The sequence below is a fragment of the Psychrobacillus sp. FSL K6-1415 genome (genome assembly GCF_038003185.1).
GTDB classification, from domain to species: Bacteria; Bacillota; Bacilli; order Bacillales_A; family Planococcaceae; genus Psychrobacillus; species Psychrobacillus psychrodurans.
Map to the genome: position 1 here is coordinate 3,570,119 of NZ_JBBOOQ010000001.1, position 12,193 is coordinate 3,582,311.

Below are 12,193 nucleotides of genomic sequence, written 5' to 3' on the forward strand. Positions count from 1 at the left end.
TAATGTGTTTCTAATACGCCTTATCAATAAGCAACCCTAACAACCACTCTAGGTTGCATGCTATAAAACTTCCGAACGGTCAAATTAACAACTTGGCTATCGTCCTGCCAAATGACTTTGTTCAATCCGTCCTTCACACCCTTCACATAATTATCTACATCGGGCTTAGTTGTCGGTCTTAGCTCACCCTTCTCAATAAGAGCCTGTTTTGGCTTCGTCTGATACTTCTTAGGAGTTGCCCTGTAAATATCTATCGCTAAGTCAATCGGACCTGTTAAGAGCTCTTTTGGAGCGTACTGGCTACCTACTAATCTCACATACTGTTTAAAATCACGAGACTTATCTGGATCATAAAGGACGGTTTTACCGCCCCATGATTTCCCTGCTCTAGGTCTTCCTTGTGCGACTGGCTCACCAGGTATTTCGAAAAGAATACTGGTCATCATTCTTCCATCACTTCTTCGATAGTTAATTGTCTTTTTAAGAACTCAGCATCAGCTTCTGCCTGTTTCTTTTTACAAACTGGACCATAGCTCTCTTTAATGCTTTTAGATGTTTTCAGAGGACGGTTGCAACGGTTACAAGTACTCATTAGTAACCAGCCTCTTGTCGTGCATGATTGATTTCGTTCTTTTCGTAATAGGCTTGTTCTACTTGTTCCCAAGTGAAGCCTAGCATTTCTCCTAGTCCTATGAACAATTCGATTAACTGTCTAAACTCTGGTTCAATATGCATTTTAGGAGTATAAAATGTTTCAGTAAGAACAACATTCAACATAATAAATTGTTCGATAATTGTTTCATTGAGTTCGCTTCCTAAATAAGCAAAATCAGATTGCTTTAATTCATACTCCAACCCAATCGACAAGATGAAATGTAAGCAGTCTACGTATTCTTCTAATAGCGGATTCTTTTTACGGAATGCGTATAACAAACCATCCTCACAAACCGGACAATCTTCATCATTCTTACCGAAAAGGTCATTTAGACGTTCATCATTTTTATTAAATCTTTCACCGCATTCTTCTTCAGAACATTGATAATAAACAGCGTTATCAGTTGTAGCACCTTGAGTAGTGTGAATGATATTTTTAGGTTTTTGATATGCACTCCAAAATTTAAACCCTCTCCATTCATTAGCACATTCACCAAGTTCAACTTGTAACGCTAATATCTTTTTAGCTAAACGATCTTCACCCTCAACTCTTGGATGTTCCTTTTCAATTCGTGCATCTAGTACTCTCTGAGTCTCAAATAACTTCGCTAGATTCATCTCGCACCTCCAACTACCTGTTTTTCACGCAAAATCGTTTGTTTAACGTGTCCAAACGATTGAAATAGACATTTCCCGGAGCAATACATTTCAGAGCCTTTACGCCATACCTGGTCGCCTTTATGGATTGCCTTTTCACATCGATGGTTTTCGCACGCTGCAACTGGCGTTTTCATTGCGCTACCTCCAGTAACTCAGGATTGTCAAATGTGTTACCAACAACAACTCCATAAAGATTGACTGTCGAAAGCATCTGTAGCGCTAGTAAATCATCACATTTCGCATAGAACATGCCTTGTTTGTAGCAAACTTCCCAAATGAAATTTTCATCATCTTTAAGTAGATCACCGTCATAGATTTGATTTCCTTTTATGTCTAATAGTCCTGAAAATTGACCTATTGTCTTATGTTCGATGGGAACCATATCCCACAGTTGGTTATACATATACCAAGTACCTCTGATATGAAAAGGTTGTCTGTATATCCAGTTGTTTGTATTCAATACTTTTGCACGAAACTTAACCTCTCTACTCATGCCGATTTCCCCTCTCTCATCCCGAAACGTATCTCTGCAGCTTGCAAACGTTCCTCGAGGATATCCATTCGCTTTTGATTCGCTTCATGGTCGATAGGTCCAGTTGATTGGACAAGGTGAAAGCCTTGCCCTGGTATCCATTTAGGCATTGGCTTCGACCTCGCTTTCTCGGTTAGGAAGGCACTTTTCACAATAGACAGCTTCGTTTATTACAATCGCAGTTTCTTCGTATTGAGCTTGACCACAATTGCATTCCCACCACCAACCATTCTTTAAAAATGCTTCCTTTGGTATATTTTCAGCCCCTTGGTATTCATCAGCCCATTTTGCACGTTTAACATCCACTTCAGTAAAATTACATCCAAATTCATTAGCTCCTAATGAACGAGCTTGTCCGCGAGTTCCAAAAGCAATACAGCCATACTCTCCGTTACTAACTTGGTAAGCTTTCATATTTTCAGGCATTGGCTTCAACCTCCAGTAGCTCAGGGTTTTCGTAGATGTTTCCTATGACTTTATGATATTTAGTAAACTCTTTTATTTCTTCGTAAGAGGGTTCCATAAAATCATAGTAATCTTGACCGTTATGGTGGCATTGATACATGAATGCACCATTTCTAAACTCAACAATAAGAAAAGGTCTACTTAAATCAGTTGAAACAATATCGCCCTCAAAAATTTCTGTTCCGTCCTTGTCTTTAAGTCCTGTATATTGCATGACCTTAAATCGCTCAAGTCCGAGAACAAAATCAAAGTCTATAATTTCATCTGGATCTTGATAAACCCCATTCGTTACATTTGGGTGCATTATCTCTTCTCCTGTTTCCCAAGCACGAAATTTAATCTCTCTCATTACTTTCCATCCCCCTAAAATGTTTTCTTCCGATAATCCTTACCGTTCATCTGAATAACCTCTGTATCATCCATAATCCGTGAGAAGTTACGAGCATTCACTTTACTCTCGAGATCCGTACTGGATAGGTTTGTCGTGTAAATCGTATGTTTTCCGGCTCTGCTATCGATTACCTCGAATAGCTTTGTCCAAGTCCAGTTATCCGGTCCATTCTTAGCGTTTGTATACTCAGCGCCCAAGTCATCCAGGACAAGCAGGTCCACCATTGCCACAAACTCTAGTAAATCGTTCTCCGAAAACTTAGATCCAGCATTATAGGTTTCTTTTATTTTGGTTAATAGTTTAGGAACTGATAGGAATAACGCTGAATGTCCCTTTTCTATCAATCTCTTAGCCGCTGCATAGGACAAGTGACTTTTCCCTGTTCCATAAGAGCCGACTAACAGAAGGTTTTTCCCATCCTTTGGGTTAAACTCATTCACGAAATTAGTAATCGTCCCCTTTGCTTCATGCAGCTCTTGGGTAGGCGGTATATAGTTCTCTAACGTCGCTTTTAACAGTGATTTATTTACCAAAGAGTTTTGGTCGAATATATCCTTTGTGCGATTCATCCGAGCTTTCTTGTCATTCTTTAACGCTCTTTCTGCTAAAGGTAAATCTCCACATTTGCATCCAAGATAGAAGCGTTCAATTTTACCTTTATCAGGTCCTCCAGCAATCGGCATTTCTGCAACCTTCACCTGTTCAAGACAATCTTCACATTCGTATGTGTTCAAAATAACTGGCTTTGGCATAGCTGAGAACTCTTGAATAGCTTTCACGATTCATCCCTCCTAAAATCCGTAATTGTATTCGGGTTTATCTTTTTTCTTTTCTGGTGAAGGAACTACTTGGAGTTTATTTGGTTTACCAAACTTGTTCCGCTCATAGCTTTGTACTTGTTCAAAACTAGTTATGTTGTTGTTAGCCCAATCTCTAAGTAAGTACTCAAAGAATCCAAAACTCTTTTTGTTTCGATCAGCACATATTTTTATAGCTTCCATCAAAATCTCGAAGTTGTTTTTAAAATCTTTATACCAATCTTCCAGTGATTCCATTTGAAATGGAGATAACGGACAAATGTTTTGATTAAATATATTTATAAGTTTCGTTACATCATCTGTAGTAGTTGTTGTAGATAGATTAAGTTCTTTAGTTCTTTCATTCTTGTTAGTTGCCGGTTGCTTGCCAGTTGCTTGCCACTCGCTTGCCAGTTGCTTGCCATCTTGCCTGCCACCCACATCATTAGAACCTTGATAAACCTCCCAATTGACAATGGTTATGAGTCTATTTTTGTTTGTCGATTGGTTTGCCAGAAATCCGAACTTTTCAAAACGTTGTAAGGCTGTTCTAACATTCTTAATTGAGATGCCACTACCGGCTTTTTTAACAATCGAGTCCAAACTTGTTACAAATTGACCTGGTAAAGCTTTGTATTTTTCACCTTTAAATTCCCACTCTTTTTCTTTATGGTTGGCCATTGTGAGAAGGGTAATTAATATCACCTTCTGTTCTGGAGTAGATCCTTCCCATATCGGCTTCTCAAGTAACTCTCGATGTAATTTAATCCACCCTTCCAATTCACTCACCCCTAATCTAGTAAATATTCAATCTCAAAAGTATTATTTAATTGCTTTGTCTGTCTGCAATATGCGCATTTGTCACATCTGATAGGATTTTCTTCACCGCTTTTTACACGAACAAAACGCTCCATCATATTTGCTGTGTACTCTAATTCAAAGTCAAAGCGAGAAGTATCAAAGTGTAATACCGCTTTATCTGGAGGAGTTTCTTTTGTTACGGCCACAATATAGGGATTGAAATACTCACCAGTGTTTCTTTGGATTACTTCACGATAGACAGCCATTTGTAGTACATAATCATAGGCTTGTACGAACGATACATACTTGTGGTACTTATCCGACCAATATCGATTAGAAAGGCTCTGAGTAGTCTTTAAATCGCTAAATGTTTTACGCTGATAATTGATGGAATCCACTTTGATTTTCCATGTAGCTCCGAACAGTTCTGCAGTGAAAATTTTCTCTTTCTCACCTTCCATCGCAAACATTGCGAATGGATCATTTTTAATCGTTTCAATCATCAAGTCTGCTTGAACAAATTCAGCGTACTTACCACCACGACTTTTGAATATTGAATCATGGTTCTCTTCTTGGAACTTTAGAAATTCTTCGTCACTCTCAAATGCTGCATGTGTATAAGAACCGACTACTAATGCTGTAGAAGGAGGACGAATATATTCGCCCTTCACCTCAGCTAATGCTCTTGCTTCACAATCCAACATGTTTTTGAACTGTGAAACGGAAAAGTATTCTTTGTTAGCTTCATTACTGTGGTAGTTCTGACTGTTTAGTTGTAGTATCTCCTGCTTCGATTGTGCCACCATCTACTGCAGCCTCCTTACTACTTTCCTTTGTGAATGCTTCTCCAAGATCACTAGATTTCTTCTTGCCAGCATCTTTGTCAAACCAGTCCTCTACTTTGCTCATGCCATCTTTAACTGAGTTAAAAATCTTAATTAGCTCTAGATAGTCGTATTCTGTAAATGATTCAGCGTTATATCCAAACTTCGCTTCTACCATTTCCTGCGTAACTCTATGCTGTTCCTTGAATGTTTTTAAAGCATTTGAAATACGGTCTTTTAAAGGTCCTTTGTTATTTCCTTTAAGCGTTTGCTCACATTCTGCTACCGCTTTATCTACGATGTCCCCAGGTATAATTCCTAGTACACAAGCACGAACACGACGAGCACCACTACTTGCAACCATTTCGTATATGTCGCGAGGATCTGTAAGTTGCTGCAAACCACCTCTAGCTTGTCTACTATGTTTTACCGTAAATACTTTTTCTTGCCTTACATTCGTTTCAAGGTCCCATGCATAAGCCATTGCTACCGATTCACCTTCACGTTGTTCAAGTTCCTTTACTCCAAACGAAAGATTTCCCCAGTTCTGAGCTAATACCTCTGCCAGTCTTATAGAAGGACCACTAACCTTTGTTCCTCCTCTTGGGTATTGATACATAGCTACTTCTGCAAGCGATGCACGTTTACAAGAATCTAGTATTCTTTGTTCCGCTTGAAAGATATTTCTAGGGAATTGTTTAGCAAGGAAGATAGCTCCCTTTACTTCTTCCATTTCACGCGATGCTGTAGCTTGTCCAACTACCCCACCTTGTTGGTTTTGTTGAAATTGCATTGATAATTCACTCATGCTATTTTCACTCCATTTTCATTTTGTATTTGGTTTTCAATGTCCTGGTACTGTTCCATTAAGGATGGCAAGCGGTCAATTTCATTAGTAATTACTAAACGTTGGCACTCTACTGCTAATGCGATATTGAGAATGTCTAAATCCACTTTGCTCATGTTATTTTTTCTCGCAAAACGACTCAAACTATAGAACTGTGACTTTAAATCTATTTCCATATTTAGCCCTCCTCTTGTAATTTTCAAGGTCTCTCGTTATAATGAAATTACTTAATAATTCGAGAGAACCTAATCCGCTACTCCACATAGCGGATTTTTTTATGCACTTAAATCCACCGCTAAGTTTTCTTCTACAATGTGTTCACCCATATGTTCTGTAGAACAATACAAGTAGCCATCCCACTCATAGCCTTCACCTTCATATAAATCTTCCTTACAGTGTCGATAATTGCAGCACCCAACCTTTCTAGGAGTTCGCAATTGTTCTTCGTATCCATAACCAAATACCATTGGGTTGTCCATAATTCTCACCTCTTCCTGTGGGTTGAATCCCATCAAGAAGCCTAGGAAAGCAAAGGGGGAAATCCTAGACTTCTTGACGGGAGCCATAAGCTCCGTCATAATAGACCTAACAGAAGATTTTATTTGCTGATTAACTTTCCCGAGTTAGTCAGCTTTTTTTGTGCCTGTAAACTCTCTCCAAAGCACTCCTACATAAATCGATGCTGCTATCGTAACCACATACACCATTACACCTTCTGGACTATTGAACATGTCTTCTCACCACCATTACATTTACTCCTGCTGTAACTAACTGATCTAGCAAAGTTTTCATATTGTCTTCCACCATTTTCTTTTCTGCCATTCTCTTCAATGTCTCTAGAGAATTATTAATGTCTTGAACAAACATTAGAGCTTCTTTCAAATCACCTGTTTTAACACAATCCTCAATAGCTTTTCCACAATCCAAAATGCTAGAGTGTTCTCTTAGTGCTGCGTGATAATCTTCTTTTTTGAATAGATTTTGATTCATCTCGTACCTCCTAGGTATCCCGCGCTCATTAATGATTTGTAATGCTTGTCCCAAACCCCTGTGTAGCTAATTTCAGCCTCTTTACATACAACTGCAACCATATGGTCTATTGCTGTTTGCGCTTCAACTAGTTCATCCAAAACACACTCTAAGGCTTGCTTTTCAAACACCTGTAATTTTTTCAACGGCTTAGATAAGCAAAAGTTGGAAAGTGTTTCTATTGCTTCACCTAGCTCCTCTAATGTCTTTTCTTTTACACTGGAACGATGAAGATCTACATTCGGCCCATCCAACCACTTAGGACCTGTACCTGTGTAATCATTTCGAATCGTTATAGCAAATTTAGGATTATCAAACTTATTTACTAGAGTACGAGATATATCAGCAGGCACTTTAGACCTTTCATTTTCATATTTTGAAACTGTTTCACGAGTTAAATTAAGGTCGAAACCTAGTGATAACTGTGTTTGTTCCCCTCTCATTTCTTTCAACATTTCCCCCACTTTACTTTTGTTCATTTATACCAACCTTCCTATATATTGGATTCACATTTCATTAAAGAGTTAACTTGTAGTAGACCGTTGACTACAGGCAACAGAGTTATAATTAAATTACAGAGCTAAAGTATTTCGTATTCGATTCCACCCATTGAGTATGGTAGTCAATCCACTTAAACAACTTGTCCGTTGGAATCAGAACGCCTGCCTCTCTACAAACCGGAAAGTCATCTCGTGCCATTAGTTCAAATGCTTTAGAGCGACCTATATGCAAGACTCCCATTAGTTCTTGAATAGTCAGCATTGGTGGTAATTGTTGTGTTTTGACTGTATCCTTAATTGCTTCGCGTACTTCCTCGCGGATAATCTCCCGCAACGCTTCTGCATCAAATTGAACATTTAACATGTTTTTCTCCTTCCGGCTGTCTTTTGACAGCCTCCTCAAATTGCTTTTTTAAACTCTTGAAGCAATACTTCTGTTAACTTCACTTGTCCTTTTCCAGTCACAAGTGTTGTGCCACTTTGTACATCACCAGATGTTCTTTTTACAATTGTTGGTCTAACTTTAAATAACCCTTGCTCGATATATTTTTGCTTTGGTAGGTTCTTTTCAGCTCCTTCTTGCTTAATGAGATAACCATTATCACGTAGCCAAGCAATTAACTTATTTCGACCTATATTGATTCCATGATCGTCATAAAGTATTTTTGCAAAGTGACCAATGTTTATTGCTCCATCCGACATTGAAACAACTTTTCCAAAACTCGTGTAAGGCTTATCCTCTTGAATTTGAGTTTCTAACGTGATTATTTTTTGTTGTTGGAAATCCATTGCACGTTTTATAACCATCTCTGGACTGTTCCACATTCTTTCTAAATGAAGGAAATACTGTCTAGCTTCTTTCCCTTTTTCAGTTCGTTGGATCATCGCAATTTCTTTGGCCATGTCTATTTTGATATGGTGATCTTGCGACGGACGACCACCTGTACTTCCGCTCAAAAATGAGCTAAAGTCTTGCCCTTCTACAAAACCATATTCTTTCATACGCGGAAACCAATCTTTGTACGCAGTCTTAACCTCTAAAAATTCATGCAGTTCACGACCACTTATGATTATTTCGCCTTGCTCATTGTTTTGCGTTGTGATTAATTGATTCATATTTCGCTCCTCCTTAATTCGTCTAAACTAACTTCCAAAGCATCTGCAATCTTGCACATAACTTTGAATGTTGGATTTGGATCTTCACTGTTTTCAATCATTTGAATAGTAGATTCGTTGACTCCTGATATTTTGGAAAGTCGATAGCGAGATATACCTCTTTTTCCACGTAATTCTTTCAGCTTTAAAATCAATATAGTGTGCCTCCTAATTTGATTAACACAATATATTGTGTTATATTTAGTTTAATTGGACAAATGTTCCAAATAATATTGGATGGAGGTGTTACTATGGGCGTTAAGATTACTGGTTTAAATAACCTAAAGAAACTTCAAAAGAATTTACAAGAATTATCAAAGACAGATTCAGTTTCATTGACCACTCTTTTAACAGATGATTTCTTATCGAAAAACACAAAGTTTAGTAGCTTTGAAGTATTTGAAGAACAAGAAATCTTCTCAAAATATCCAACTTTTGAAGAAATACCTGATGATGAAATGGACAACTTCATCATAGAAAATTCTAATTTTGATTCTTGGCAAGAAATGCTTGATACTGCTAACGTTGAATATTTCAAAAAAAAGTTAAGTTTCTAAATTAGGTTTTATTTGATACTCTGATTGATTAATTTTTTTTATCGTTTCTTGTAGTTGCTCCACCTGGTCGGTAGCCTTTTGGAGCAATTCTTTCAAGTCATCTAGATTTTTAACTTCTATAGATACTGTCAAATCTTTTAGTCTTGTCATCCACTTCACCGCCTTTCAATTGATTCATTTTTCCTTCCTCCTAAACTACTTTTTTGGACGTTTTGTCTAATTCGTTATCAAAAAAAAGCTCATCCACATTAGAATTAAAAAATTTAGCAATGTTTCCAGCTAGGATAAAGTTAGGGTTTCGAATCCCACTTTCAATTTTATAATAGTGAGATATCGAAATCCCTAGAGATATTGCCATTTCTTCTACACTCAGTCCTCTTTCTTCTCTGAGTTTCTTCATTTTATTTCTCATTATGTTCACCTCACTTAATTGGACGTTTTGTCCTTTGAGTTAACTATATAAGACAATATGTCCAATGTCAACACTTAATTACACATTTTGTCCAAACTCATTTATTTATTGGACAATAAGTGTAATATCTATATATAAGATACTTAAGGAGCGCTGTCTATGTTTCACGAAAGATTAAAAAAGTTAAGAGAAAAAGAAAATATTACACGTGAACATTTAGCTAAGGCCTTAGATATCACATATTCTGCTTTATCAAAGTATGAGACAGGAAAAAGAGAACCAGACTTTGAACTGTTACAAAAGTTAGCGAGATACTTTAATGTCTCTACAGATTTCTTACTGGGGATATCTGAATATAAACAACCTACTTATGAACAAGCAGGTATTTCCGATGAAGACTATAACAATTTATCTTCATATCAGAAAGAAGTAATAGATTTCTTTGTAAGTAGAGAAAATTTAGCTTTTAAGAATCAGCCAGAAAATATACTGGACGCTTTAGAAGAGTTCGAAATTTTTTATGAGTATTGGAAGAAGAAACAAGAGGATAAGAAATAAGACATGTATTTGCATGTCTCTTTTTATAATTTTCATATAGTAATATTTACGCAAGTCAATTGGCACAGAATAAATAATAGGAGTGGTATTATAATGGCTCAATGTATGTATTGTAATAAGAAAAGTATTTTCCTTACAATAGATAAAAATAAATCTTGTAAATCATGTAGTCCATTTATTCAACAAGCAGTAACTAATCATCTTCGTATAATTAAAGAATCTAAAGAGCTTGTTGAGAAATCAAAGAACTACAAAACAAGAATTGGTAGAATTGATGATATACTAGACCACCTCAATTATTTAAAAGACTACGCTAACAAAGGGTACCAACTTACTGGTGATATCGATGCCAATATAATTAAATATCTTTCTTTAAAAGAAAAAATGATAAATAAATTTGCAAATATTACTGTAACAGAATGTTTACAAAAAGCTGATTTAGCTAAAACACTTAATAGTAAACTAAACAATGCAAATAAAGCTATATTGTTTCTTGAAGAAATGAAAAAACAATATGATTTTAAGGATTCAACCATGCTAGGAAAAATTAAGGAATACACACATCTCGTTGAGTATAAAGATTTGTATGAAAAAGCAGAAAAAGAGGAATTCAAGGGCAATTCAAAGAAAGCGATAGATAAATATATGGATGTTCTTTTCTTTTTAAAGAAAGACGATATCGATGATAACCTACAATCTAAAGATATTAATATGATTGAGGAGAAAATTAAAGGTTTGCAGCAACAAGTGTAATACAAGATATAATAAAACGATAAAAGGAGAGAAGAAAATGACGACTATCAACATATCAACACAAGAAACATCACTTGAAACCAGGAATGGTAAAACATCTTATTTCGACGGCGGACTATTACAATTTATCGGTTGGACTATTCTAGGTACATTAGTAACTGTGTGCACATTAGGTATATGTTATCCATGGTCTATTACGATGATCTATGGGTGGAAAATAAATCACACAGTTGTAGAAGGAAAGAGAATGCAATTCAATGGTTCAGCTATAGGGTTGTTTGGACATTGGATAAAGTGGTGGTTACTAACTTTAATTACATTAGGAATTTATGGTTTTTGGGTTTTTATAAAGTTAGAAGATTGGAAAGTACGCAATACGACTTTTGTAAAATGATTTCATTAAAAGACACCTTCCAATTGGAAGGTTTTTTTGTTATGATTACGAGAACATATGTTTGAAAAGAGGGGTTTTATGAGAGAGCCGCACCTTTATACGCATCTAGAAGATTATATTTTTAACTTATACACAAACATAGGTATTTTTCATCCTCGTCAATTAAATCCTGAGATGATTGGGAAAAGGCTTGGAATATGTATAGATTATTTGCAGATCGGTTCCATTTATGAAGGGGATACTATCATTTTAGATTCAAGACTGTCTGACACAGAACAATGGCAGGATTTCGGGCATGAATTACGACATGCAATTTTCGATATTGGTAATCAATTAAACATCCCTTATCTATATAAGGATTATCAAGAGTGGAAAGCTAATAACTTTGCATTACATGCGTGTATACCTACTTTTATGCTAGATAATATTAAATTGCCTGACACTAAACCAAAAGCAATATATGTGTTACAAAAGATATTTAATGTAGACTATGATTTCGCAAAAAAGAGACTAGATCAATACATGAGTAATCACATACGAATCACTATAGGAGGATTAAAATATGACTGAAAAAATATTTGGTACTTTAAATGCAATTACAGCAGCTTGCCAAGACGAAAAAGGAGAATATATCGGAATCCCTCTCATGGGGAAAATAAAGTTGATAGATGGTGAAATTTACACCTACGTAGATAAGTTTTTTGATGGCCTTGGTAATGAAGTTGATTTAGAAACTACTAATCATATTATCAAAAGATTTCATTCACAAATAAATTAAAGAGAATACACTTCACATATTATAGTGGAATTAACATAATTAGACCGATTCAACCTGTGTTTAAATGATAGGTTGATGTTTAGGAG

Annotated in this window: 26 protein-coding genes; 6 read left to right on the forward strand and 20 right to left on the reverse strand. The window is 36.2% G+C overall.

Going from position 1 to position 12,193, the window contains the following annotated elements; translation table 11 throughout:
* Positions 1-23: 23 nt before the first annotated feature.
* The 18 genes from MKY60_RS17405 to MKY60_RS17490 form a co-directional block, all read right to left on the reverse strand.
* On the reverse strand, positions 24-443 hold the full coding sequence (locus MKY60_RS17405; RefSeq protein WP_340931117.1) for a RusA family crossover junction endodeoxyribonuclease: 420 nt from the start codon (positions 441-443) through the stop codon (positions 24-26).
* Positions 443-592, reverse strand: a complete 150-nt coding sequence (locus MKY60_RS17410; RefSeq protein WP_340930810.1) for a DUF6011 domain-containing protein — start codon at positions 590-592, stop codon at positions 443-445. The genes MKY60_RS17405 and MKY60_RS17410 overlap by 1 nt, the downstream gene beginning before the upstream one ends.
* Positions 592-1,272: a dUTP diphosphatase gene (locus MKY60_RS17415; protein WP_340930812.1), complete on the reverse strand. Its 681-nt coding sequence runs from the start codon at positions 1,270-1,272 to the stop codon at positions 592-594. Before MKY60_RS17415 ends, MKY60_RS17410 begins: the two co-directional genes overlap by 1 nt.
* Positions 1,273-1,444: 172 nt before the next feature.
* On the reverse strand, positions 1,445-1,807 hold the full coding sequence (locus MKY60_RS17420) for a YopX family protein (protein ID WP_340930813.1): 363 nt from the start codon (positions 1,805-1,807) through the stop codon (positions 1,445-1,447).
* The gene (locus MKY60_RS17425; RefSeq protein WP_340930814.1) at positions 1,804-1,956 is read right to left on the reverse strand and encodes a hypothetical protein; all 153 of its coding nucleotides are present in this window, start codon (positions 1,954-1,956) and stop codon (positions 1,804-1,806) included. Before MKY60_RS17425 ends, MKY60_RS17420 begins: the two co-directional genes overlap by 4 nt.
* Complete coding sequence (locus tag MKY60_RS17430; protein WP_340930815.1) at positions 1,949-2,272, reverse strand: hypothetical protein; 324 nt, start codon at positions 2,270-2,272, stop codon at positions 1,949-1,951. The genes MKY60_RS17425 and MKY60_RS17430 overlap by 8 nt, the downstream gene beginning before the upstream one ends.
* Entirely contained in the window at positions 2,265-2,660 is a 396-nt protein-coding gene (locus tag MKY60_RS17435; RefSeq protein WP_340930816.1) for a YopX family protein, read from the reverse strand. The genes MKY60_RS17430 and MKY60_RS17435 overlap by 8 nt, the downstream gene beginning before the upstream one ends.
* Positions 2,661-2,674: 14 nt before the next feature.
* Entirely contained in the window at positions 2,675-3,481 is an 807-nt protein-coding gene (locus tag MKY60_RS17440; RefSeq protein WP_340930817.1) for an ATP-binding protein, read from the reverse strand.
* Positions 3,482-3,493: 12 nt separating this feature from the next.
* Positions 3,494-4,279 carry a DnaD domain-containing protein gene (locus MKY60_RS17445; protein WP_340930818.1) on the reverse strand — a complete coding sequence of 262 codons (786 nt, stop codon included), beginning with the start codon at positions 4,277-4,279 and terminating at the stop codon, positions 3,494-3,496.
* 11 nt (positions 4,280-4,290) lie between these two features.
* Entirely contained in the window at positions 4,291-5,106 is an 816-nt protein-coding gene (locus tag MKY60_RS17450) for a PD-(D/E)XK nuclease-like domain-containing protein (protein WP_340930819.1), read from the reverse strand.
* Complete coding sequence (locus tag MKY60_RS17455) at positions 5,048-5,932, reverse strand: hypothetical protein (protein WP_340930820.1); 885 nt, start codon at positions 5,930-5,932, stop codon at positions 5,048-5,050. The genes MKY60_RS17450 and MKY60_RS17455 overlap by 59 nt, the downstream gene beginning before the upstream one ends.
* Positions 5,929-6,147: a hypothetical protein gene (locus MKY60_RS17460; RefSeq protein WP_340930821.1), complete on the reverse strand. Its 219-nt coding sequence runs from the start codon at positions 6,145-6,147 to the stop codon at positions 5,929-5,931. The genes MKY60_RS17455 and MKY60_RS17460 overlap by 4 nt, the downstream gene beginning before the upstream one ends.
* Positions 6,148-6,246: 99 nt before the next feature.
* The gene (locus MKY60_RS17465; protein WP_340930822.1) at positions 6,247-6,450 is read right to left on the reverse strand and encodes a hypothetical protein; all 204 of its coding nucleotides are present in this window, start codon (positions 6,448-6,450) and stop codon (positions 6,247-6,249) included.
* A 241-nt stretch (positions 6,451-6,691) separates the two neighbouring features.
* The gene (locus tag MKY60_RS17470) at positions 6,692-6,961 is read right to left on the reverse strand and encodes a YqaH family protein (protein ID WP_340930823.1); all 270 of its coding nucleotides are present in this window, start codon (positions 6,959-6,961) and stop codon (positions 6,692-6,694) included.
* Positions 6,958-7,479, reverse strand: a complete 522-nt coding sequence (locus MKY60_RS17475) for a helix-turn-helix transcriptional regulator (RefSeq protein ID WP_340930824.1) — start codon at positions 7,477-7,479, stop codon at positions 6,958-6,960. The genes MKY60_RS17470 and MKY60_RS17475 overlap by 4 nt, the downstream gene beginning before the upstream one ends.
* An 88-nt stretch (positions 7,480-7,567) precedes the next feature.
* Positions 7,568-7,864: a DNA-binding protein gene (locus tag MKY60_RS17480; RefSeq protein ID WP_340930825.1), complete on the reverse strand. Its 297-nt coding sequence runs from the start codon at positions 7,862-7,864 to the stop codon at positions 7,568-7,570.
* Between the two features lie 35 nt (positions 7,865-7,899).
* On the reverse strand, positions 7,900-8,616 hold the full coding sequence (locus MKY60_RS17485) for an antA/AntB antirepressor family protein (protein WP_340930826.1): 717 nt from the start codon (positions 8,614-8,616) through the stop codon (positions 7,900-7,902).
* A complete protein-coding gene (locus tag MKY60_RS17490; RefSeq protein ID WP_340930827.1) occupies positions 8,613-8,810 on the reverse strand; it encodes a helix-turn-helix transcriptional regulator in 198 nt (65 codons plus the stop codon). Before MKY60_RS17490 ends, MKY60_RS17485 begins: the two co-directional genes overlap by 4 nt.
* 96 nt (positions 8,811-8,906) lie before the next feature.
* On the opposite strand from MKY60_RS17490, the gene MKY60_RS17495 reads away from it, so the two are divergent.
* Positions 8,907-9,212: a hypothetical protein gene (locus MKY60_RS17495; protein WP_340930828.1), complete on the forward strand. Its 306-nt coding sequence runs from the start codon at positions 8,907-8,909 to the stop codon at positions 9,210-9,212.
* Here MKY60_RS17495 and MKY60_RS17500 read toward each other — a convergent pair.
* Positions 9,201-9,362 (reverse strand): hypothetical protein, encoded by a 162-nt coding sequence (locus tag MKY60_RS17500; protein ID WP_340930829.1) that lies wholly within the window; start codon positions 9,360-9,362, stop codon positions 9,201-9,203. The genes MKY60_RS17495 and MKY60_RS17500 overlap by 12 nt on opposite strands.
* Before the next feature lie 40 nt (positions 9,363-9,402).
* Positions 9,403-9,612 carry a helix-turn-helix transcriptional regulator gene (locus MKY60_RS17505; protein ID WP_340930830.1) on the reverse strand — a complete coding sequence of 70 codons (210 nt, stop codon included), beginning with the start codon at positions 9,610-9,612 and terminating at the stop codon, positions 9,403-9,405.
* A 171-nt stretch (positions 9,613-9,783) separates the two neighbouring features.
* Here MKY60_RS17505 and MKY60_RS17510 point away from each other — a divergent pair, with 171 nt between their 5' ends.
* From MKY60_RS17510 to MKY60_RS17530, 5 genes are all read left to right on the forward strand, one after another.
* On the forward strand, positions 9,784-10,182 hold the full coding sequence (locus MKY60_RS17510) for a helix-turn-helix domain-containing protein (RefSeq protein ID WP_340930831.1): 399 nt from the start codon (positions 9,784-9,786) through the stop codon (positions 10,180-10,182).
* Between the two features lie 93 nt (positions 10,183-10,275).
* Positions 10,276-10,935: a hypothetical protein gene (locus tag MKY60_RS17515; RefSeq protein ID WP_340930832.1), complete on the forward strand. Its 660-nt coding sequence runs from the start codon at positions 10,276-10,278 to the stop codon at positions 10,933-10,935.
* Between the two features lie 37 nt (positions 10,936-10,972).
* Positions 10,973-11,329: a hypothetical protein gene (locus MKY60_RS17520; RefSeq protein ID WP_340930833.1), complete on the forward strand. Its 357-nt coding sequence runs from the start codon at positions 10,973-10,975 to the stop codon at positions 11,327-11,329.
* Between the two features lie 78 nt (positions 11,330-11,407).
* Entirely contained in the window at positions 11,408-11,899 is a 492-nt protein-coding gene (locus MKY60_RS17525; RefSeq protein ID WP_340930834.1) for an ImmA/IrrE family metallo-endopeptidase, read from the forward strand.
* On the forward strand, positions 11,892-12,107 hold the full coding sequence (locus MKY60_RS17530) for a hypothetical protein (RefSeq protein WP_340930835.1): 216 nt from the start codon (positions 11,892-11,894) through the stop codon (positions 12,105-12,107). Before MKY60_RS17525 ends, MKY60_RS17530 begins: the two co-directional genes overlap by 8 nt.
* The last annotated feature ends 86 nt before the right edge of the window (positions 12,108-12,193 follow it).

Excerpts from the sequence above, each read along its gene's own strand:
- MKY60_RS17405 (WP_340931117.1), bottom strand. The coding sequence starts at position 443 with ATGACCAGTATTCTTTTCGAAATACCTGGTGAGCCAGTCGCACAAGGA.
- MKY60_RS17410 (WP_340930810.1), bottom strand. The coding sequence starts at position 592 with ATGAGTACTTGTAACCGTTGCAACCGTCCTCTGAAAACATCTAAAAGC.
- MKY60_RS17415 (WP_340930812.1), bottom strand. The coding sequence starts at position 1,272 with ATGAATCTAGCGAAGTTATTTGAGACTCAGAGAGTACTAGATGCACGA.
- MKY60_RS17420 (WP_340930813.1), bottom strand. The coding sequence starts at position 1,807 with ATGAGTAGAGAGGTTAAGTTTCGTGCAAAAGTATTGAATACAAACAAC.
- MKY60_RS17425 (WP_340930814.1), bottom strand. The coding sequence starts at position 1,956 with ATGCCTAAATGGATACCAGGGCAAGGCTTTCACCTTGTCCAATCAACT.
- MKY60_RS17430 (WP_340930815.1), bottom strand. The coding sequence starts at position 2,272 with ATGCCTGAAAATATGAAAGCTTACCAAGTTAGTAACGGAGAGTATGGC.
- MKY60_RS17435 (WP_340930816.1), bottom strand. The coding sequence starts at position 2,660 with ATGAGAGAGATTAAATTTCGTGCTTGGGAAACAGGAGAAGAGATAATG.
- MKY60_RS17450 (WP_340930819.1), bottom strand. The coding sequence starts at position 5,106 with ATGGTGGCACAATCGAAGCAGGAGATACTACAACTAAACAGTCAGAAC.
- MKY60_RS17455 (WP_340930820.1), bottom strand. The coding sequence starts at position 5,932 with ATGAGTGAATTATCAATGCAATTTCAACAAAACCAACAAGGTGGGGTA.
- MKY60_RS17460 (WP_340930821.1), bottom strand. The coding sequence starts at position 6,147 with ATGGAAATAGATTTAAAGTCACAGTTCTATAGTTTGAGTCGTTTTGCG.
- MKY60_RS17465 (WP_340930822.1), bottom strand. The coding sequence starts at position 6,450 with ATGGACAACCCAATGGTATTTGGTTATGGATACGAAGAACAATTGCGA.
- MKY60_RS17470 (WP_340930823.1), bottom strand. The coding sequence starts at position 6,961 with ATGAATCAAAATCTATTCAAAAAAGAAGATTATCACGCAGCACTAAGA.
- MKY60_RS17475 (WP_340930824.1), bottom strand. The coding sequence starts at position 7,479 with ATGAACAAAAGTAAAGTGGGGGAAATGTTGAAAGAAATGAGAGGGGAA.
- MKY60_RS17480 (WP_340930825.1), bottom strand. The coding sequence starts at position 7,864 with ATGTTAAATGTTCAATTTGATGCAGAAGCGTTGCGGGAGATTATCCGC.
- MKY60_RS17485 (WP_340930826.1), bottom strand. The coding sequence starts at position 8,616 with ATGAATCAATTAATCACAACGCAAAACAATGAGCAAGGCGAAATAATC.
- MKY60_RS17495 (WP_340930828.1), top strand. The coding sequence starts at position 8,907 with ATGGGCGTTAAGATTACTGGTTTAAATAACCTAAAGAAACTTCAAAAG.
- MKY60_RS17500 (WP_340930829.1), bottom strand. The coding sequence starts at position 9,362 with ATGACAAGACTAAAAGATTTGACAGTATCTATAGAAGTTAAAAATCTA.
- MKY60_RS17505 (WP_340930830.1), bottom strand. The coding sequence starts at position 9,612 with ATGAAGAAACTCAGAGAAGAAAGAGGACTGAGTGTAGAAGAAATGGCA.
- MKY60_RS17510 (WP_340930831.1), top strand. The coding sequence starts at position 9,784 with ATGTTTCACGAAAGATTAAAAAAGTTAAGAGAAAAAGAAAATATTACA.
- MKY60_RS17515 (WP_340930832.1), top strand. The coding sequence starts at position 10,276 with ATGGCTCAATGTATGTATTGTAATAAGAAAAGTATTTTCCTTACAATA.
- MKY60_RS17520 (WP_340930833.1), top strand. The coding sequence starts at position 10,973 with ATGACGACTATCAACATATCAACACAAGAAACATCACTTGAAACCAGG.
- MKY60_RS17525 (WP_340930834.1), top strand. The coding sequence starts at position 11,408 with ATGAGAGAGCCGCACCTTTATACGCATCTAGAAGATTATATTTTTAAC.
- MKY60_RS17530 (WP_340930835.1), top strand. The coding sequence starts at position 11,892 with ATGACTGAAAAAATATTTGGTACTTTAAATGCAATTACAGCAGCTTGC.